Genomic DNA, 19,931 nt, shown 5'->3' with positions numbered 1-19,931 from the left:
CTTAGGTTCTTTCGCTAATTTCTTTAGCTGGGATTCCCGCTACAATTTTCCAGGCAGACACATCTTTAGTTACGACACATTTTGCAGCTAATATGGATCCATTTCCAATGGTCACCCCCTTCAGTATTGTACAATTAGCCCCTAACCACACATCCTCTCCAATCAGAATCTTCCCATAGGTATGCTTTTGGAGCCATATTTTCTCATTCTTTGAGATACCATGATTGGAACTTTGAATATGAACAAATCCGCCAGAGATGGTGTAAGAACCAATAATGATGTCATCTCCTGCATTAAAGACGCTGTAAGGACCTATAAAACATTTATCTTTTAACTCTAAGGTTGCATTATTGGCTGCCACAAACCGGCAATCGTTATCAATTTCAACATCATTACCAATAATAATTTTTCCATTTTCACGGTTTCTAAAATCAACATGGCCAAAAATTTTAACATTCTCTCCAATTTGAATATTACTAGATTTCCCTCTAATCTTTAGATAGGGAATGCCTTCAATATAAAAGTCTTTCCCAACCTTCACTCCTTTTGCAAGGAGGATGCGACGGACAAGCCAACTCCAAGGAATATAAATTCGACGGGATACGAGAAAAGCTAAAAATCGCAACATCACAGCTCTCGCATCAAAGGCTCTTCATCAAGCCATTGAATAACTTCGTTACACTCTTCGGCCAAATAATCTTTAAACGCTGTCATTTTAGAGATTTCCACAATCATAATATAAACTTGACCTTTGGAGTTGCGCACCACGGCTGTTTTAAAACCAAAGCGCTTCAATCGATCATTCACGGATGGGGTGGCATAATAACCCCAACTTTTCCGACACAAATCATACTCGCCTTCTCCTGGCGTTATAAAAGTGACTTGTTCATCAGACTCAAGAGAAATAGTCCCCATATCTTTGATGGTGATTTGATTCTCGAGCCCAACCTTATAAGTCCTTGGAGTTTCTTTCAGCTCAAATTTCATGTCCAAATCCAATTGGGTATTAGAAAATTCTTGATTCGCCAACGGCCGTTTTGAAAAGTCCAAACATCTTTATTTCTGAATTTTTCTGCCATAGCTCTAAATGATGATTCTGTGATGCCTACCCACTGACAAAATTTATCAATGGCTTCTTGGGGGTACTCGTCTCCCACATCTGAAATGACTTGAATGGCTTCATCTCGAGTCATTCGATTATTTCGAATTTCCAAAGATAGGTTGTCCCATAGGCGAGTAAATCCAAATTTATACCACTTTAGCCAATGATGCAGCCCAATTATAAATTCATCATCAACATCTGCAAATTTATAGTAACCGGTTTTAGGAGTCCCAGAAAGAGACTCAAATCCATGTTCTTGGGCAACTCGAAACGTTTCAACAGGATCCCAATGAAAAAACCACCCTAAAAAAGCAGGGGTAACCCCGCTTGAATCAAGTTCCTGATCTGTAGGCCAAATATAGGGGGATAAGTCTTTCAAAGTTAGCTGATCAGAAACCCAATAATTCGCAAGCGTTCCCTGTGTTACACCATACGATAACAGCCAATCTCGTGTCATCTTACCTCCCAAAGTCGACTGATTGACCCCACCATATTCCATACCTGAGTTTTCACCCCATAAAACCAACGGAATCTTAAACTTGCTTGCCACCTGAAGAGGCAGACCAAATAGAGCCATGTGCATTGGAATTGCAAGGCTTCCCTTTTTCTGAAACGCTGCCAATGTAAATTTTTTTTCGACATCTGGATTGATTGTAAAGTCGATATGATCTACGCCCAATTGAATGAGGTTATCAAGATTCTTTTGACCAATCGCATTACGAGCAGGCGTTCTCCATGTTACACATAGGGGTTTCAACCCATATTCAAGAGCCTTTATAACTTGCCAGGTACTATCTTTTCCCCCTGAGACGGGAATGACACAGTCCCATTCTTGTGCTTTTTGTTTAATAGTATCAACAAGCTGCTGAAAATGACTCTGTCGTTCCTGCCAATTGATTTGACTTACTTTTTGATTGGAGGATTGACAAGCATTGCACCGACCGCTTTCGTCAATGACAAGGTTAGGTCTGGTGTTTGGTAACACACAGTAGTGACAATAATTCATTATGAAAATTCTTCTAGAAACATTTTTGCACTAACAAACGAGAAAAGAAATTTGCTGTCGCTGTTCGGGTGATTTGCTTGATTAATCATCTCAGCCATAGGCTCCATCTTCAAAATGTCAAAGATTGGACTGTCCTGAAGAAGATAGTCTCGTACAGAAGACTGATTTGTTTGCAAAAGATCTGTAACCGGTGCGTTAAATCCAACTTTACGCTTATTATCAAGAATCGCGTCTGGAACTATCCCTCTCATGGCTTCTCGCAAGACTGCCTTAGCTTTTCCTTGCTTAACAAGATGCTTTGTTGGAATTGAATGACTAAATTCAAGTAAGTCTCGATCTAAAAAGGGAGCTCGATTTTCAATAGAATAATACATCGCATTTAGATCATCTTCATGCAAACTAATGGGCGTCGTTTCGTGAAAAAGCTCGTTCATCATGCGGTTTTGCAACAATCCTGTTCGAAAATAGGTCTCGGTAAAAGGCTCTGACCAGTGATTTTGCAAATATGAAGCGTATTTGTGATTATTTAGATAAGCATGATTTCTTTGAAAAGGATTATTTATAAATTCATGTGAATTTTGCAAATAAGGATTGCGAACAATTGGAGCAATATCTCTTTCCCAATTTTGAATACTTTCCTTTAATAGAATTGGATCATTTTGAACATCATGAAAGTACATCACATGATGATCGAAATAACCAGAGAACAATTCATCTGCGGCAGTCCCACTTATGGAAATATGATACCCAAGCTTTGATATTTGCTCTTGAAGTAACCAGTTCAGGTAAAATGAGATCGTAATGATTGGAGCATCATGATAAGAAATAAGTTCTCGAAAGCGTTCAAAGAAATGACTAGAATCAATAGGAAAGCCGTCGTGCTTAATCCCCAGTTCCTTAACGCCTATGTCAATCATATCTTGTTCCTCATAGCGACTATCTGAATTCAGAATTGTAAATCCATGGACATCATAATTAAAAACACGTTTAGCAATACTTATAAGTGAATTAGAATCCACACCCCCGCTCATACAAAAAGCGATGGGAACATCTGATCTCAAACGCATTTTTACCGAGTTTATAAGCCGCTCGCGGGTACCTTCTACCGCTTCTGCAAAGCTCATATCTTGTTGAATATGCACTTTAGGGTGCCAATAGTGTATCCTTCTTTGAGCGCCATCAAGATCCATCTGCATACAGGTGGCTCTTGGAAGTTCTTGTATTTCTCTGAAAAATGTTTCCCCAGTTTTATAAAGAGCTTTATAGCCATTCACAAGGAATCGACAAATATGATCGTTATTGGGTGTGAATTTCTTTTCTGTCAGAGAAGCTATGTATTTAATTTCAGAGCCAAAATAGATCTCACCTCTTTCTGGTTGGTAGAAATAAAGAGGTTTTTCACCAAAAGGGTCACGAGAAAGTGTTATGGTATTTTGTTGACGATCCAATAAAGCAAATGCCCACATTCCTTCAATGATATTCAATGCTGCGGAGCCCCATTCATCAAGCGCATGAATCAGCACTTCTGTGTCTGAGTCCGTGTGAAATTCGTGTCCCAAACTCTTTAACTTTTCTTTGACCTCAAGGTAATTGTATATTTCTCCATTAAAAATAATGGTTTTATTTTTATAATGAAATGGTTGATCCGATCTATGATCCAAATCAATGATACTCAATCTTGAATGAAGAAAAGTACAACGTTTTACATTACTAAGAATGTGCTGAAAGTGCTTTTGCCCATTTGGTCCCCGTCTTTTCATTAAGTGCAAGGTTTCATTGATGACGCCCTGCTCAATCTTTTTTGAGCCAAAATATCCCGCTATGCCACACATTTAATCGCATCCTTCGGTATCAAGTATCCCGTTTCGATATCTTGAGTTAATACCTTTCCAATCAACTGAGCTATTTCCAAAGCTTTAAACTCAGTGGCGGGGCGAGCGTAAATAAGATCTTCTTCAGTGAGTGTAACTCCCGCCTTTAAAGATCTCGCTGCTATCACCCCTTTGCGAATCATGGGAATCATATCTTTTTCGCAACTCTGAATAATTTTATCATAAGCGCCCAAGGATGCTTTAATCAGTCTTGACATCTCGATAAATTTTCTCAAATCTTCTGGCTCGAAGGATAAGGCGTGATCTCTAAATTCCCGCCCCTCCTTCTGGTCAGTAAAATGAATTTCAATAACAGAGGCCCCTAATGCCACTGCTGCCAAGGAAGCCTCCATCCCCATGACATGATTTGAGTATCCGATAGATATCCCATAACGATCCCTCAAAAAGGGTATGGACATAACATTTGCCTCTTCAATTGGCGTAGGATATGCCGCGACACAATGCATAAGAATGAGCCTGTCCTTTAGATTTTCTTGCCCAACTTCTTCGCAAACCCAAGAAACCGCTTGATCTATTTCATTGATTGTCGCTGCCCCAGTAGAAATGATTAGTGGCTTACCTGTATGGGCCGCATTTTTAATAACAGGCTTAAAAGTGATATCTCCACTGGCTATTTTAAAAGCTGCACAAAAGGGATTTAATACCTCTACCCAATCTTCTGTTAATGGTGTTGAAAGAAAACCTATTCCCAATTTAGTTGCTAATTGCGACAAACCTAAAAAGTCTTCATTTGATAAGGCAAATCTTGAAACTCTTTTTAGCCTCTGTTGGTCTTCGCAAGAAGCATAGCGAATGGGTGTATAGCTTTGAAATTTGACAAAATCTGCCCCGGCTGCTTGAGCTAATTTGATTAATTCACAAGCTTTTTCATAACTTCCCTCATGGTTTACACCAACTTCCGCAATCACTAAAGGAGAGTTGTTTGTACTTAAAAGTTTATTAATTGTCATTTATACTACTGAAACCCTTTTTAGATTGAAAAGATCATCATTCATCGTGTTGATGCCATCCATTGCAGAAGGAGAGCAAATAATGCCTCTTTCTTTTAACTTTTCAATAATATCTTTGTTATAACAATGCTCTAGTCCTTCTGGATAGGAAAAATGCCTTGTTGGTTTTCCCAAAGTATTTTCTATCTTTCTTAAGGAGACATCGATCTCAAAATCAATTTCTTGGTTTGATAAAAAAGACATTATAGGATGGGTATGAGTATGACCGCCAATAATAAAATTCGAATCAGCGCTCAATAGTTTCACTTGTGACCAAGACAACTTTTGGTCCAAACTCCCATCTTGAGAATCCGTATAGTCCACTTCACAGGCTGAAAATATTTCGTGAATATAAGATTCTCTAGATTTAAATATGTCTCTATCTTTTTTAAACACGCCTCTTACTTTATTAAGAAAATTAATTTTATCCCCCTTAGAGGAAAGACATTGTAATGTATCAAATAATGAAACATGTATTTCTTCCACACTCGTATTTTCGATACAGTAGTCAATCTGATCAGCCCAGGACATTCTATTATTATCTATAAAATCAGTAGCAATATAAAATGAAGATGGGATTCTTAAGTCAGATAAAATGGGCGCTGCAATAGAGTAATTATTTTCAAATCCATCATCAAAAGTAATTGCAAATGACTTGGGCGGTAAACTTCGTTCTTCTTGCATACAATGAACCACTTCATCCATACTTAAAGCATTACCTTTCGCTTTAAGCTCCTTCAAAAGAGTATCGAATTCTGAGTCCAAAAGGTGTTTGCGATTATAATTCCTCACAGCAAAGCTATTATCCTTAACGACTCCGTGAAAAAGGAATATTACCAAGTGATTGTGAGAAAGAAGATTTAAATATTTTTCATAAAGCATTTGATTGAATATAGTTATTAAATTTATTATAGCACTTTTCTTTTAAATCAGTTGGCATGAAGGAGTAATATCTCCCCTTGGTCCGCTGCTTAGAAGATAAAAGCTCTCCAAATGTCTCATACATTTTAACTGCAGTAACTGATAATTCCACACAAGCACGGGTATTTATAGCTCTTAACTCTCGGATATGGGACACCGCACTCAAATCAAGCTGCTTTTTCGCAATCACCTCACCATCATCAAGATTTTCCGTTAAATGATGAAGCGTCGTCACCAATGCTTGGTAATCCCCATGATAAATTGCCCATAAATGCGAATCCAATCCTCGATAGCTTTCAGGATCTCCCCCATGAAGATTAATAATCCTACCCTGATAGTTATCGATAAGCGGTGGATTTATTTTACCCGTACCAAAGACGATGACAAGATCGGGGCTGTATTGTTGAAATTCAGAGACTTTTTCAACCTGATTAATATTTTTAACAAAGATAGTTTGGGCAAAATCTGCAATAACTGATGAATTGTTTTCTAATAGCACCTGGCGTTCATAAATCTCTCTATCATTCTCAAAATCATGATGTGTTGAAAATGTAGGCTTTACTGTTCGTTCTTCCAGTACACATAAAATCTTTGGACAGAATTTTGCCATTTCCTTTATATACCACGTATGATGTGACGTTTGAGTAGAGAAGATCGCTACTTTCATTTTATTTAACGTGCCTATGAAGTATGTAATGAGACTGTTTTATGGTAAATCCGGATTTTTCATATAGATTCACAGACGGCTTGTTAATCAGTTGTGTACCTGCGTTTAATAACCCAATATTTTGATTAGCATACCCGATCAATGATAAGGCGATACCTCTGCCTTTATGCGTATCTGCAACAGCAATTAAATCAATCGTTGATTTGTTGATTAACAGTAAAAATCCAACAACTTTTTCCCCCTCACGGGCCACGATCATCTTATCTCCCCTTTGACCCTCAAAGTAATTAGCCACCCAATCCGCTTTAATCTGATTGGCCGTCAGCTCGACGATCTCTTCATCTCGAGAGAAGCGAGAAAATTTGAAAGCTGTTTCAGCGATTTTAACAATATCGTTTTTATCTTCTCCACTACAAACCTCAATTTGAAACTCTGCCTGAGGCTTATAAGGAAATAGTTTATTTTGCTCGAACTGAACAAGTACCTCTACAGCCTTAAAACCCTTTTGTATCAAGAAATTAACATCATGGGTATTTTCGAGAGGAACCTTGGCATAAATAAATCCCTGAGGCATTTCCTGTTCATTATAAGGTGATTCACACCGATAGGCGCCTCCCTCAAAATATTGGGAAAGCCAAATGTCTTTATATACCATTTTGTTGAACCATAAAATTTTTGTACCAATTGATATATTCTTTATAACCCTTGTGAAGAGGATACTCTGGTTCATAACCGATAAGTCGTTTGGCCTTTTCAATCGATAGCGTACCCCGATCAGGCATCAAAGCATCTTTGGGAAGATATTCAATTTCTACCGTAGGGAAACTCTCTTTAACCATTTCGGCCATTTCTCTTATTTCTCGTCCCTGACCACAGGTAATATTAAAGGTTTCATTAATGGCCTCAGGATTCTCAATAATTTTTACCACGCCTTGGATCAAATCTTGAATGTAAGTAAAATCAAGCTTGTCGCTTCCATCTCCATGAATGACAACATTTTTTCCTTGAACCGCATTTTCGAGAAAGATTTGTCCGACCCGGCGGCTTACACACCGCTCGCCATATAAGGCTGAAGGGCGGATAATCGTATAGGGAAGATTAAAGACTTGATTATAAGCAATCACAAGTTTTTCGCCTGCGTATTTTAAAGCCCCATAAATTCCAATTGGATTACAAATTGTTTCTTCCGTAACAGCTGCATCTTGAAAGTTTCCATAAACCATACTTGACGAAAAATAGATGAAATGCTTGATGGAACTACGGCTATTATCGAGGGCATTCTCTAGGGTCCGAAGACTATGATCAAAGGTACTATAGGGATCTTTGTTTGACTTATTCGCATGAGAAACAGCTGCCAGATGAATCACAACGTCTGGAGCAATATCTGTAAGGATTCGGCTTAAAGCATGATAATCACGTGCATCTTGAAGATGAAGGGAAATATTAGCATTTCTTAACATATCGAGGCGTTGATTAATAATTTTGAGATACAAGTCACGGTGCAAAAGTTCTGGAGATGCTTTTCCAAAGGCATAAAGATTATTTACCTGTAAACTATCAATAATATCCACTTGGGCACCCAATTTATGGAGAGACAGAGCTAGATTGTGGCCGATAAATCCACCCCCACCAATGAGAGTTATTTTAAGATCTTTGATTGAATTCATGGCATTTTCCTTTGATATTTTTTGTTACGAGATAGCCTGTTTAAACAGGGTTGCCAAAAGATGCATATCTTCTAGGTCTAAGTGAGGACCTACAGGTAAAGCAATTGAGCCATCGCTAATTGCTGTCGCATTAGGGTACTCCTTTAAATTCGGATGATATTTTTGCTGATAGTAGGCCATGCGGGGCACAGGATGTGGATAATAAACGCTACAGCCCGCCTTGTGATCGGTTAAATATTGTATAATACCATCTCGTTTGTGTCTTATATTTTTATCCAGAACCGCAACCAAACAGTAATGACTGTTTTGAACGTCAGAATGACTCGCATCCAAAACTCGAACACTTCCTCCTTTTAAAAGCAACTCTTTCAATGTGTCAAAATTCTTTTTTCGACGACGTAAATTTTCAGGCAACTTATTGATTTGTGTACAGCCAAGTGCTGCTTGCAATTCACTCAATCGATAGTTAAGTCCAACACCATTTACATCATACACTCCTGGCGTTTTACGCTCACTATAGGTACGATCCACACTAAAGGCTCGAAAGTGGGCAATGTCCTTTGCAGTTTTTTCAACCTTGGAGATCAGCATTCCTCCTTCTGCTGTTGTCATGTGCTTTACGGGATAAAACGAAAAGCAACCCATATCTCCCCAAAGACCAACATGCTTATTCTTATAATAACCTCCTACGGCAAGGGCACAATCCTCAATAACCTTCAGTTTATGCTTTTCGGCAATTTGACAAACTTTATCCATTTCCATAGGGATTCCAGCAAAATGCACAATAAAAATTGCCTTTGTTTTTGGTGTAATCTTTGATTCTATTAATGAAATATTCATATTGCCTGTCTCCAGCTCACAATCGACAAAGATTGGCGTTGCGCCCAAGAGTTCAACGGCATGAACTGTTGCTACATGCGTTTGAGCGGGGACGATGACTTCATCTCCAGGCTTAAGCCCAATATGTATTGCACTTAAATGGAGGGATGCCATACAAGAACTAGTGGTAACAGCATAGCCACCCCCAACAAAATGTTGAAATTTTGTCTCGAATTCCTTGCCCTTTGGCCCATGGGTCAATACATGACCGTTCAAAATTTCCATAACCGCTTGCCGGTCTTCATCATCAAGCCAAGGACGTCCAAATGGAATTTCTCTTTGAATTTGTGTCAAGTTACATACTCTATTGTTATAGGTTTCTCATATCGAAGAGCCGTTTCTGCTGCCAGAACAATTGACATTAAATCGAATTCTCTTCGTGCATAACTATCGGCTGTTCCCGCCAGGATAGATTCAAGAAATTCCGGAATGAGGGCTCCTTTATTCTCCGGCTTAGCTTGAATATCAATGGATTCTGATTTGCTTTCTTCATCGCGCTTCCAATGGATACGCGGCCCCATATCATCGTAAATAAAAGTTCCCTTGGTTCCAAATAGACGAACCACATGCTGATGACGGTGAACACAACCAAAGTTGGCTGTAATTCGACCCACAAGCCCACTCTCAAAGTGGAAAGTGCTCGCATGAAAGTCCTGGTACCGAAAGGGCGTATTGGCTGTCACGATTTTATTAGCAATTGACTGTACTTTTACGGGTTTTTGCCCGCTTAACAAGATCATCAAATCAATCAAGTGAATGCCACCACCCTCCATGACAGAATAATTTTCAGTTCTCGCTCGCCATCCTTCAGTAATTTTGTGGACTCGACCATACAAGTAATCGCCATCAAAGGAATATATGTCCCCTAGAGCCCCGGACTCGATTACCTTTAACAACCACATAAAAAGGGGCGAACATCTTAAGATAAGGTTGGAAGAAAGACCAAGTTTCTTCTTATTCCAGAGCGTTATGATAGAATTAAGCTGCTCCAAACTCTGACACAGCGGCTTTTCAACAAAAACATGTTTGTCATTTTTTAAGCAACTCATAACTTGCTGATAATGGTCAGCATCAAAAGAAGCAATTGAAATTAAATCAACATTTTTATCTACCACCATTGATTCGAAAGTCGTGAGTCCGCACTTAAGTTGGTGAATGCTTTTAAATTTCTTCGCACGGTCTTCATCAATATCACAAATATATTTAAGATTGGAGAGTGGGTGCCTAGCAAGAGTTAGGGCATGTTGCTCTCCAACCCCCAAACCAATAACACCAGAATTTATTATAGTTGACATTAAATCATTCTCGCAGATATTTTATCCGGATTAAAAATATAACTTTCACCTCGTAAAGTTAGCCTTTCCATGTCATTTATTTCATCTATACAAAAATTTTCTTGTTGATAGTCTTGGGAAGAGATAACAGATTTAATTTTATATTTTTGAGGGTTTTTATAGAAATGAGCGGTAATATGCTCTTTTCCTTCGACGTCAACTTCATTCAAATTAATATTTGAAAATGTTTCTGATTTGATAACTTCCACACTTAGTCCCTTGGGGAAAGTTCTTGTATGTACATTAGTAGTAATGTCAGCAACATCGCAAGACAGCTCAATTACTTTTTGAATTAAATCAGGTTCCATAAGGGGGCTGTCCGCACATAAACGTATAAATTTGTCGCAAGGAAATTGAATTAAGGCATCCTGGAATCGTTGAAAAACATTATCTAGATCTCCTCGAAAATGAGGAATGCTTAAATAATTTAAGTAAGACGCCAGGGGATCGTCTGATTCATGCTCACTGGTCAGTACTACGACCTTTTGAACTAAAGAAACAGCTTGAGCAGCTTTAATCAAATGAAAAATTATAGGTCGTCCTTTAAAAGGGGCCAAAATTTTTCCGGGAAATCTTTTCGAAGACATCCGCGCTTGTATAAATATGTTAATAGTCATAATGGGTAAAGCAATGCTCTTTTTTACTCTCGTAAAATATCAATGTGACCAGCAGATTGATGGGCCCTTTTTTCTAAAGATTGAACTTGATTGTTTTTAAGAAACATCTCTTATCGGTTGGGCACTTATTTTCTCAACATTGGAGGAACTCACATACCTTTGAATCGCCATTTTACCATTAATCTCCTCCTCTACTTTTCCGGCATCCATTATGATAATTCTATGACAGTTTTTTAGAGTTGAGAGTCTATGAGCAATCATAATTACTGTTCTCTCTTGACTCACTTCATATATGGTTTTCATTAATCTTTCTTCTGTATCATTATCAAGCGCGGAAGTAGCTTCATCAAATATCAAAACTTCAGGCTGACGATAAAGAGCACGAGCAATAGATATTCTTTGGCGCTCACCTCCTGAAAGACGAATTCCCCTCTCCCCAACAATTGTTTTGGAGCCATCTGGTAATTTGTTTATGAAAGATCGCAGCTGAGCATCATCAATGGCTTTATTAAGACGAATTGTATCTATAGATTCTGCCTGTTCGCCAAATGCAATATTTGCTTCAATAGTATCGTCGGTTAAGTAAATGGTTTGAGGAACGTATCCAAGTAACTTATGCCATTGCTGAGAATTAACGGGATATTTTCCATCAATTAAAATTTCACCTGATACGGGCCTTAACAGCCCTAAAAGCATATCAACCAATGTTGATTTGCCAGACCCAGTTTCTCCAATAATGCCGATGCACTCGCCCTTTGCAATAACCAGATTAATATCTTGAATAACTTTTTTTTGGGTATTGAGATACTGAAAGGACACATTGGTGAGAGATATATCTTTTTTAAAGGTAAGGCCTGGAATATCGACATAACTGGTCCGGCTATTCTCACCGGTATATTCACGATGAACGCGCTCAATACTTGGTATAATCAGCTTGAAACCATTTAACTGATTAATAACCCGATTCAAGCCCGGCATTAACCGAAATCCAACATATAAATATCCCCCTAGAATCCCTATCATTTGCTGTGGAGTATCTTTTTCTACGCATAAATAGGTAATTACAGCGACAAAAAGACCAACGAATAAAATTTCAATTGCCATACGGGGCAATGCGTTTGTTGCTGTTTGGATCGCATGAAGTTTTGATTTGCGGCGAGAATGTATTTGATATGCTTCAACAAAGGCTTCTTTTTTACCAAATAAAAGTAATTCCTTAAAACCATGAAAAAATTGAGTCAGATTTTGATGCGCAAGTAATGACGTTTCTTGAATTTTTTGACCCCATCGATAAAAAAGAGGAAATAAATATTTGGTTACAATCAAGGCAATGCAAACGCTAATACTAAAGATAAATATTGCCAACGACGGATTGAGGTAAATAACTGTTAATATTAGAAATATAAAAACAATACTTTCAGAAAGAGTACTGGATAAATTTACCATACCTCCTGTAAAAGCCATTTCTGCATCACCTGTTATAACCGATAATCCATAAGAAGAATTGCGAGTCAAATGAAAATTATAATCAGTTTCTGCAAAGCGATATAAAAGTTTATTCTTAAATCGATAACTCAATTTTTGGATTGTGAAACTTTGATAAAAAACTTCTAAGGTAGCTATGAGATTTTTAATTAAATAAACCAAGCCAAATGCTATAGCGACATAAAATATTGTTCGCCCAGGCGACACGGTTCCTTGAACTCCAATCATTGACATATATTTTTGGCCAAGTTCAGGCTGATTGAGAATTTGTGCAAAAATGACGACAATGGAGGCTGTCGCAACTTCAAACATAGATGTGCACAAAGCAAACCCGACAATTCCTACCCACTTCATTTTCTCTCTATAAGTGAGAAGGGAAAAGAGTTTGTTGATTGCTGAACCAATAGAAGAATTTGACAAAATTTAACACTTTCCCATTGCTGCCGCAGTCCGGGTGAAAGACACCGAGACTTGCAAATATTGTATTTAACCGGCTGCATTACTGAAAATCAAGAATTACTTCATTTTTTATGCTTTAGCCGTTTTTAGCTTTTGCGCTCCTAGGCCGCCTCTACCGCATACGCGGGCAGCGAAACATTTACTTCACGCCCCAAGCAAGAGAGGAGAAGCTGAACACGCTCCTTATCATCCATTTTTTCAAAAACCGCGACACAATCCTTAAACGCCCCATCTAAAACACGAACTTTATCCCCTTTTGTGAAGAAAATCATGTCGTTGATGGCCACGAGGCCGTCATCATTTTCCTGACCTTTCAACGATTGGATGATTTCACAAGGAACAATCGCGGGTTGATTGTTAGCCAACAAAAGATAGGAAACACCTCGCGTCCCCTGAACACTACGCCATTGATCCACTTCCAAATCAATTCCAACAAAAACATAACGGGGGAAAAGGGGCGCCATAATTTCTTCAACTTTTCGAGCATGGCGACGGGTTTTTTTAAATTTCGGCAAATAAGCATCAAACCCTTGTTCCATCAAATGTTTTTGAGCAACAGATTCTTTAGCAGGCTGCGTATGCACAACAAACCACTGTTTCATGCTACCCCCTTCTGCATCTTTGAATCTCTCGATATATGAAGCAAATCTAAAGTGAGAAGACGATCTGAATCAACTTGGCCTCGAATGAAATCGTATGTTGCTTGCGGATTGATAACATCGGTCACCAAAACGGCATCATAAGCCTTTAAATTCTCTGTCGGCAAAACAACTTTAACATGCAGGCTAAGGCCTTGAGCGACAAGTTGAGCGATATCCGCAAGATCCCCTTCGCCAACAAAAGCAATTTTTGTCCACCCCTTTTGTAAGCAGACATCAAAAAGGGTGTCACATTGTGCCCGGGCATCGCGAAAGAATGTTAAGGATCTTGCCAAATAACTTGTTACCATATGGCTTTTTTCTTTGAATCCATCGGGAGTTAGAAAATAAGTAATACGACGGGGAGAAACTTGGGATGCTCGAACCCAACCCTTTGTGACACAACTCTTTAAATACTGGTTCATTAATCCCAAAGCAATTCCCAGTTCTGATGCAAGGCTCCGTTGGGTGAATGAAGGATTACGCTCAATCTCAGTCAAAAGATGTACCATAACCTTTTGTTCCGTATGTTCCCGCGTATCTTGAAATGCTGCCATAGAATTGGGTATCCTGCAGATTAAATCTGATCTGTTATGTTCATGAACAAAACTAGTTGAGTTAGATACGAGGGTCAAGTCATTTATCAACTTTTAATGCTAATATTTAAATACCTTTCGCTCAATAGGAAAGGAAAGAATCCATCCTTCTTGGCTTTCCTGTGTGTTGTGGTAAAAGAATACGAGTAAAAGGGAAGAAAGTTCAGTTTCTTTCCCCCCCCTAATTTAAGACACTTCTAACAAACGAGCCCTATGGAAAATCATTATATACGTTATCATTTGCATCGAGGATGCTCAGGAGTCCTACAATTTAGACTTTGCATATTGCGTTAAGGCAACTTCTACAGTCTGAGGGGGGAAAATATGTCCCCCTTCGTGGGATATAAACGTTAGAGATAGAGATGAGTTTTTCCCATCCTCAAAAAACTTTTTTGCAACGGGGTATATAACCTCTGACTTTCCAACAATCATCGTCAAGGTATTCGCACAAGAGGGAGAACCAAGCGTTCCCGCAGCCCCTATTGAAATTATGGGGTGTTTTAAGTCCCTAAGTTGCGCAAGTTGATTGAGAAAAAATCCTCCATTAGAAAACCCAATAAAGCCAGAAATTTTCTCTCCTTCCACAACCTTTAAAATCTTGTCATAGGTTTCAAGGGTTTGTGCGTGGGTATAGTGAAGCCAGCATAACTTATAGTTGGCCTTTTCACACCGATCAAAATAAGGAATAGCTAATATTTTTATATTTAATTTCTTTCCAATCTGATCAAGTATTTTTTTATTACGGGTTTCTTCAGGAGAGTCCATTTCTTGTGTAAGTCCCCCTAGATAAATCCATGTATGGGAAGAGGAATTTGCTCCCAGAGTCGCAGGTTGTGTTTTGTTCTGGCCGCATCCAACGATTGCAGTCAGGAATGTTCCATAAATAATCACTTGTTTTAAAGAGGCGTTCATTCGTTTTTGCCTTCTTGTGTCATAATGTTAGCACTATTCGATGCTTTGCGATGTGCAACCAATAAGTTGGCTTGAACCCGACCACAACCATAGCCGAAACAAAAATTTAAGGGCGGGATATTTTTTCTTTCGGCATACATCTCCTTGAGATCATTTTGTTGAAAACCAGAAAATTCAACTCCATAAGGAGATGTATATCGCCCCAAAATTTCAACATCAAAATCAGTCAGATTCTTCAAAGGTATGCCAGTATCATCTTGAACAATATAAGAAAAATGGCAAAGAATTCTCTTTTTTAAATCAGAAAATAACTTTTGATGCGGGCAATAAGAACTGGATTTAAACATACAGGCATCGACGACATTATGTTGTGTCAAAAAATCAAACAAATTATCTAAATTATTGGTCAAATCTTTTTTTAAATAATAAACAGTCTTGGTTTGTCCTTGCCATTCAAAAGTGAGGTTCAAGCAGTTTGGATCCGAAGAAACCAACGAAGCATCATCCAGAATTTTTCCTCCCAGAAGTCTAATTTGTAATTCCAAAATAGAACGGACACCTACATTTTTATTAAAGGATTTGGCCATTGTAGACGTTACAAAAAAACTACGACGTAACAGGGAATCCAGCTTTTGAAAGGCAGAATGAATTGTTTCATCTGACAACTGAGCCCCGAGAGTTTCTAAACCCACGAGAACATAAATTTTGGCATCGGGAAATAAGAGAAGCGGATACAAGAGGTCTGCGCCCCCAAAGGGGTAAAAGACGCTTTGAACTTGGGGCATATGTGCTTTTTGAAGAGTATTAAGCCGAACTTCAGCACGAGACATAAATTTTTTAAAAAGATAATGATTCTTAAATTTCTCAATCTCTTGGGTATCCACGTCATTTGCGCATAAGGGCATCATGAAACCCAACATGACAACAATAGCCCTGCTTAATATATTGAAAAATAATGCTATTTTTTTCATCTACTTTGCAACTTTCTGATTATAAATTGAAACAAGAATAATGACACCCGTCTTTTTATAATGAACATAATTATTGAAATAATAAGATATTTTATATTGAAAACAGTTTTTAATTAAATACCTAATTTTACAAGGATAGCGCCTAATCTTGTACAAATTACCCCGCCAATTGAGGGCTATTTCTCAACTTGTTGATTTTTTCGTCTTTAAATGAGTTTATTGTTCCTCAAAAGCGCGGCATATGCTATAAATTATAGTATATAGCCCTTATACTCCTAGATAAAAATCTGGGGAGGAGAATGTTTTTGTGAATAATACCCCACGAAATTTATTTTTTTGGCTCTTGATTGCCATTGCCGCATTGGGAGTCTTTCAAATTTTATCCGGCTCACAAGCACGAGCACCCAATCCTCCTATTGCTTTTTCTGACTTTATGACAAACGTCAGTGACGGGCGCGTAAAAGAGGTTATGGTTCGGGGCAACAATATCTCTGGTAAAAATAAGGATGAACATTCATTTACAACTTATGCTCCTCAAGATCCTACCCTTATTCCAAAACTAATTGAAAAGGGTGTTCATGTGAAAGCCGGGCCACCGGAAGAAGAAATGCCATCTCTATTCCATATGATTATTACCTGGTTACCAATTATTCTATTTTTTGGATTTATAATTTATTCTTGGCGACAATTGCAGTCGGGCGGCAATAAAGCCATGGGCTTTGGAAAATCCCGGGCGCGGCTTCGCACGGAAAATGAAACAAAAGTCACCTTTGATGATGTCGCTGGGATCGATGAAGCTAAACAAGACCTGGAAGAAATTGTCGATTTTTTGAAAGATCCCCAAAAATTCCAACGTTTGGGGGGGAAAATTCCAAGAGGTGTTCTTCTTGTAGGTCCTCCTGGAACTGGTAAAACCCTTTTGGCAAGAGCTATTGCCGGTGAAGCAAACGTACCATTTTTCAGCATTTCAGGCTCAGATTTTGTCGAAATGTTTGTTGGTGTGGGTGCCAGTCGCGTACGGGATATGTTTGAGCAAGCCAAGAAGAACGCGCCTTGTATCATCTTTATCGATGAAATTGATGCCGTGGGTCGTCATCGCGGGGCAGGCCTTGGTGGTGGAAATGATGAACGAGAACAAACGCTTAATCAATTGCTCGTTGAAATGGATGGCTTTGAAGAGAATGAAGGCGTCATTTTGGTTGCAGCAACCAATCGTCCGGACGTGTTAGATCCTGCTCTTTTACGTCCCGGCCGATTTGACCGTCAAATTGTTGTTCCCAACCCCGATATTACGGGAAGAGAAAAGATTTTAAGCGTTCACATGCGTAAAGTCCCGCTCTCTCCAGATGTAGATGTCAGAGTTATTGCCCGGGGCACACCTGGTTTTTCAGGGGCAGATTTAGCCAACTTGGTTAATGAAGCTGCCCTCCTTGCTGCTCGTAGAGGAAAGCTTGCGGTAAGCATGCATGAATTTGAACAAGCTAAAGATAAAGTGATGATGGGTGCAGAGCGACGATCCATGGTCATGACGGAAGACGAGAAACGCCTTACAGCCTACCATGAATCCGGGCATGCTATTGTTGCATTTTATACAAAAGATTCAGATCCCATCCATAAAGCAACCATTATTCCAAGAGGTCGTGCGTTGGGAATGGTTATGCGTCTTCCCGAGGGTGACCGGATTTCTATGTCTCGTAGCAAACTTTTGGCTGATTTAAAGGTCTCCATGGGGGGTCGCATTGCTGAAGAACTCATTTTTGGCCATGACAAAGTCACCACAGGGGCTTCTTCTGACATTCGAATGGCAACAGAAATTGCCAGACGAATGGTTACAGAATGGGGATTAAGTGATCGTCTAGGATTTCAGATGTACGGCGAACGGCAGCAAGAAGTTTTTCTGGGACACTCTGTAACCCAATCCAAGCCTCTTTCCGAAATGACTGCCCAAATGGTCGATGAGGAAGTTAGAAAAATTTTGGACGCTTGTTTTGATGAAACGCAAAAATTACTAAAACAAAAACTTACGAAACTTCATCTGCTCGCCAAAACTTTACTAGAATTTGAAACTTTGAGCGGAGAAGAAATTAAATCTTTAATGGAAAAGGGTGCTACCCCGACCCAAGACCCTATTTCTGGGAATATGCGTAAGAAAAAAACGCGATCACGCATACCCGCAACAGAATCTGTTGAAGCGTGAAATGAGCAGAATAAGATATGACTGATATGCGTCAATTCTTTGGAACGGATGGGGTTCGTGGCCAGGCAAATGTTTGGCCTATTACGCCAGATATGATTATGAAGATTGCCATGGCTGCCACCCTAAAGTTTACGCGGGGAAATCATCGTCATAGTGTCGTTATTGGAAAAGATACCCGTCAATCTGGCTACATGGTAGAGTCGTCCCTTACGGCAGGTTTCGTTTCCATGGGAATGGATGTAATTTTATTGGGCCCCTTACCAACACCAGCTGTTGCTATGCTCACACGCACGTTAAGGGCTGATTTGGGTGTCATGATTTCGGCATCACACAATCCCTATATAGATAATGGAATTAAATTTTTTGGTCCTGATGGATTCAAACTTTCTGATAACGAAGAATCCGACATTGAAGCTACTATTTCACAATGGAATGATCCAGCAAATTCTTCCCCAAATCAATCACTATCTATGCCCCTGGCTCATTCAACCCTCCTCGGCAAGGCACATCGACTTGATGATGCAACGGGCCGTTATATCGAATTTGCTAAAGCAACGTTTCCCCGAGGAATGAGACTCGATGGTTTAAAAATTGTTATAGATTGCGCACATGGAGCCGCATATAAGGTTGCGCCAAAAGTATTATGGGAATTGGGAGCCGAGATTATTCCCATTGGCATCTCACCGGATGGGACTAATATTAATGACCAGTGTGGCACTACATCTCTTCAAGCTTTACAGGAAAGTGTTTTAACTCATAACGCCGACTTAGGCATTGCATTAGATGGGGATGCAGATCGGTTAATGATGGTTGATGAGACCGGCGCGATAATTGATGGTGATCAGCTGCTGGCTCTTATCGCTACGTCCTGGGCCGAGGATAATGATTTACGCGGGGGAGGAATTGTTGCGACGCATATGTCCAACTTAGGGCTGGAACGTTACCTAGAAAGCAAGAATTTAAAGCTTATTAGGACTGCTGTGGGTGACCGTTATGTTCTAGAAGCAATGCGGACTCACGGATGCAATGTGGGGGGAGAACAATCCGGTCATATTATTTTGCGCGATTACACAACAACCGGTGATGGCTTAATTGCAGCTCTACAAACATTAAGTGTTTTGGTCCAGAAGCAATTTAAAGCAAGTCAATTGGGGCAAACTTTTGTACCCGTTCCTCAAGTTTTAAAAAGTATTCGCACAACAAATTTTGCTCCTCTCAAAGACGCAAACGTCTGCAAAATTCTTGAAAAAGCTGAACATAAACTTAGAGATGGCCGCCTCCTGATTCGCAAATCTGGGACTGAACCCCTAATTAGAATCATGGCTCAAGGTGATAATGAAACTATACTTAATAGTGTTGTTCAGGAAATTATTGATACCATTCTAGCGGCCGATAAAGGTGTGGCTGCTTAATATAATAAGGACAGGAAGATGAAAGAAGATAAATTGAAATCCCAAGCTAAAGATGCTCTCTCCAATGATGAAGATTTTGAAGCTTTCATGAAGGCTGTTGAGAACATGGAGCCTGATGAAGCAAGAATAATGTTCCAAAACATTATTGAAGCGATGGAAGAGGAAGGAGAACCCGTTCCCTTTCCTA

19 protein-coding genes are annotated in these 19,931 nt (G+C 39.2%); 2 read left to right on the top strand and 17 right to left on the bottom strand.

Annotation, left to right across the window (positions count from 1 at the left end):
• Nucleotide 1: 1 nt before the first annotated feature.
• From FJX03_00685 to FJX03_00605, 17 genes are all read right to left on the bottom strand, one after another.
• Nucleotides 2-628 (bottom strand): hypothetical protein, encoded by a 627-nt coding sequence (locus FJX03_00685; GenBank protein MBM3632214.1) that lies wholly within the window; start codon nt 626-628, stop codon nt 2-4.
• A complete protein-coding gene (locus tag FJX03_00680) occupies nt 628-987 on the bottom strand; it encodes a hypothetical protein (GenBank protein MBM3632213.1) in 360 nt (119 codons plus the stop codon). Before FJX03_00680 ends, FJX03_00685 begins: the two co-directional genes overlap by 1 nt.
• On the bottom strand, nt 984-2,108 hold the full coding sequence (locus tag FJX03_00675) for an N-acetyl sugar amidotransferase (GenBank protein MBM3632212.1): 1,125 nt from the start codon (nt 2,106-2,108) through the stop codon (nt 984-986). The genes FJX03_00680 and FJX03_00675 overlap by 4 nt, the downstream gene beginning before the upstream one ends.
• Nucleotides 2,108-3,940, bottom strand: coding sequence for an asparagine synthase (glutamine-hydrolyzing) (gene asnB, locus FJX03_00670; protein MBM3632211.1), 1,833 nt, complete (start codon nt 3,938-3,940; stop codon nt 2,108-2,110). The genes FJX03_00675 and asnB overlap by 1 nt, the downstream gene beginning before the upstream one ends.
• Nucleotides 3,928-4,950 carry a hypothetical protein gene (locus tag FJX03_00665; GenBank protein MBM3632210.1) on the bottom strand — a complete coding sequence of 341 codons (1,023 nt, stop codon included), beginning with the start codon at nt 4,948-4,950 and terminating at the stop codon, nt 3,928-3,930. Before FJX03_00665 ends, asnB begins: the two co-directional genes overlap by 13 nt.
• On the bottom strand, nt 4,951-5,871 hold the full coding sequence (locus tag FJX03_00660) for a hypothetical protein (GenBank protein ID MBM3632209.1): 921 nt from the start codon (nt 5,869-5,871) through the stop codon (nt 4,951-4,953).
• The gene (locus FJX03_00655) at nt 5,861-6,577 is read right to left on the bottom strand and encodes a hypothetical protein (GenBank protein MBM3632208.1); all 717 of its coding nucleotides are present in this window, start codon (nt 6,575-6,577) and stop codon (nt 5,861-5,863) included. Before FJX03_00655 ends, FJX03_00660 begins: the two co-directional genes overlap by 11 nt.
• 1 nt (nt 6,578) lies before the next feature.
• A complete protein-coding gene (locus FJX03_00650; GenBank protein ID MBM3632207.1) occupies nt 6,579-7,307 on the bottom strand; it encodes a GNAT family N-acetyltransferase in 729 nt (242 codons plus the stop codon).
• Nucleotides 7,222-8,244: an NAD(P)-dependent oxidoreductase gene (locus FJX03_00645; GenBank protein MBM3632206.1), complete on the bottom strand. Its 1,023-nt coding sequence runs from the start codon at nt 8,242-8,244 to the stop codon at nt 7,222-7,224. Before FJX03_00645 ends, FJX03_00650 begins: the two co-directional genes overlap by 86 nt.
• Nucleotides 8,245-8,268: 24 nt before the next feature.
• The gene (locus FJX03_00640) at nt 8,269-9,417 is read right to left on the bottom strand and encodes a DegT/DnrJ/EryC1/StrS family aminotransferase (GenBank protein ID MBM3632205.1); all 1,149 of its coding nucleotides are present in this window, start codon (nt 9,415-9,417) and stop codon (nt 8,269-8,271) included.
• Complete coding sequence (locus FJX03_00635) at nt 9,414-10,418, bottom strand: Gfo/Idh/MocA family oxidoreductase (protein ID MBM3632204.1); 1,005 nt, start codon at nt 10,416-10,418, stop codon at nt 9,414-9,416. Before FJX03_00635 ends, FJX03_00640 begins: the two co-directional genes overlap by 4 nt.
• Nucleotides 10,418-11,074 carry a hypothetical protein gene (locus FJX03_00630; GenBank protein ID MBM3632203.1) on the bottom strand — a complete coding sequence of 219 codons (657 nt, stop codon included), beginning with the start codon at nt 11,072-11,074 and terminating at the stop codon, nt 10,418-10,420. The genes FJX03_00635 and FJX03_00630 overlap by 1 nt, the downstream gene beginning before the upstream one ends.
• 96 nt (nt 11,075-11,170) lie before the next feature.
• Complete coding sequence (locus FJX03_00625; GenBank protein ID MBM3632202.1) at nt 11,171-12,979, bottom strand: ABC transporter ATP-binding protein; 1,809 nt, start codon at nt 12,977-12,979, stop codon at nt 11,171-11,173.
• A 140-nt stretch (nt 12,980-13,119) separates the two neighbouring features.
• Nucleotides 13,120-13,620, bottom strand: coding sequence for a transcriptional activator RfaH (locus tag FJX03_00620; protein ID MBM3632201.1), 501 nt, complete (start codon nt 13,618-13,620; stop codon nt 13,120-13,122).
• Nucleotides 13,617-14,213 (bottom strand): winged helix-turn-helix transcriptional regulator, encoded by a 597-nt coding sequence (locus FJX03_00615; protein MBM3632200.1) that lies wholly within the window; start codon nt 14,211-14,213, stop codon nt 13,617-13,619. The genes FJX03_00620 and FJX03_00615 overlap by 4 nt, the downstream gene beginning before the upstream one ends.
• A 303-nt stretch (nt 14,214-14,516) precedes the next feature.
• The gene (locus FJX03_00610; protein MBM3632199.1) at nt 14,517-15,164 is read right to left on the bottom strand and encodes a hypothetical protein; all 648 of its coding nucleotides are present in this window, start codon (nt 15,162-15,164) and stop codon (nt 14,517-14,519) included.
• A complete protein-coding gene (locus tag FJX03_00605) occupies nt 15,161-16,135 on the bottom strand; it encodes a hypothetical protein (protein ID MBM3632198.1) in 975 nt (324 codons plus the stop codon). Before FJX03_00605 ends, FJX03_00610 begins: the two co-directional genes overlap by 4 nt.
• Nucleotides 16,136-16,442: 307 nt before the next feature.
• Here FJX03_00605 and FJX03_00600 point away from each other — a divergent pair, with 307 nt between their 5' ends.
• Together FJX03_00600 and FJX03_00595 are read left to right on the top strand one after the other, a co-directional pair.
• On the top strand, nt 16,443-18,332 hold the full coding sequence (locus FJX03_00600; protein MBM3632197.1) for an ATP-dependent metallopeptidase FtsH/Yme1/Tma family protein: 1,890 nt from the start codon (nt 16,443-16,445) through the stop codon (nt 18,330-18,332).
• A 17-nt stretch (nt 18,333-18,349) separates the two neighbouring features.
• The gene (locus FJX03_00595; protein MBM3632196.1) at nt 18,350-19,744 is read left to right on the top strand and encodes a phosphoglucosamine mutase; all 1,395 of its coding nucleotides are present in this window, start codon (nt 18,350-18,352) and stop codon (nt 19,742-19,744) included.
• Nucleotides 19,745-19,931 lie beyond the last annotated feature (187 nt).

It is taken from the genome of Alphaproteobacteria bacterium (assembly GCA_016870095.1).
Lineage (GTDB): Bacteria > Pseudomonadota > Alphaproteobacteria > Paracaedibacterales > VGCI01 > VGCI01.
Note: the sequence above shows the minus strand (reverse complement) of the source record. Positions and strands in the feature narration are given on the sequence as shown.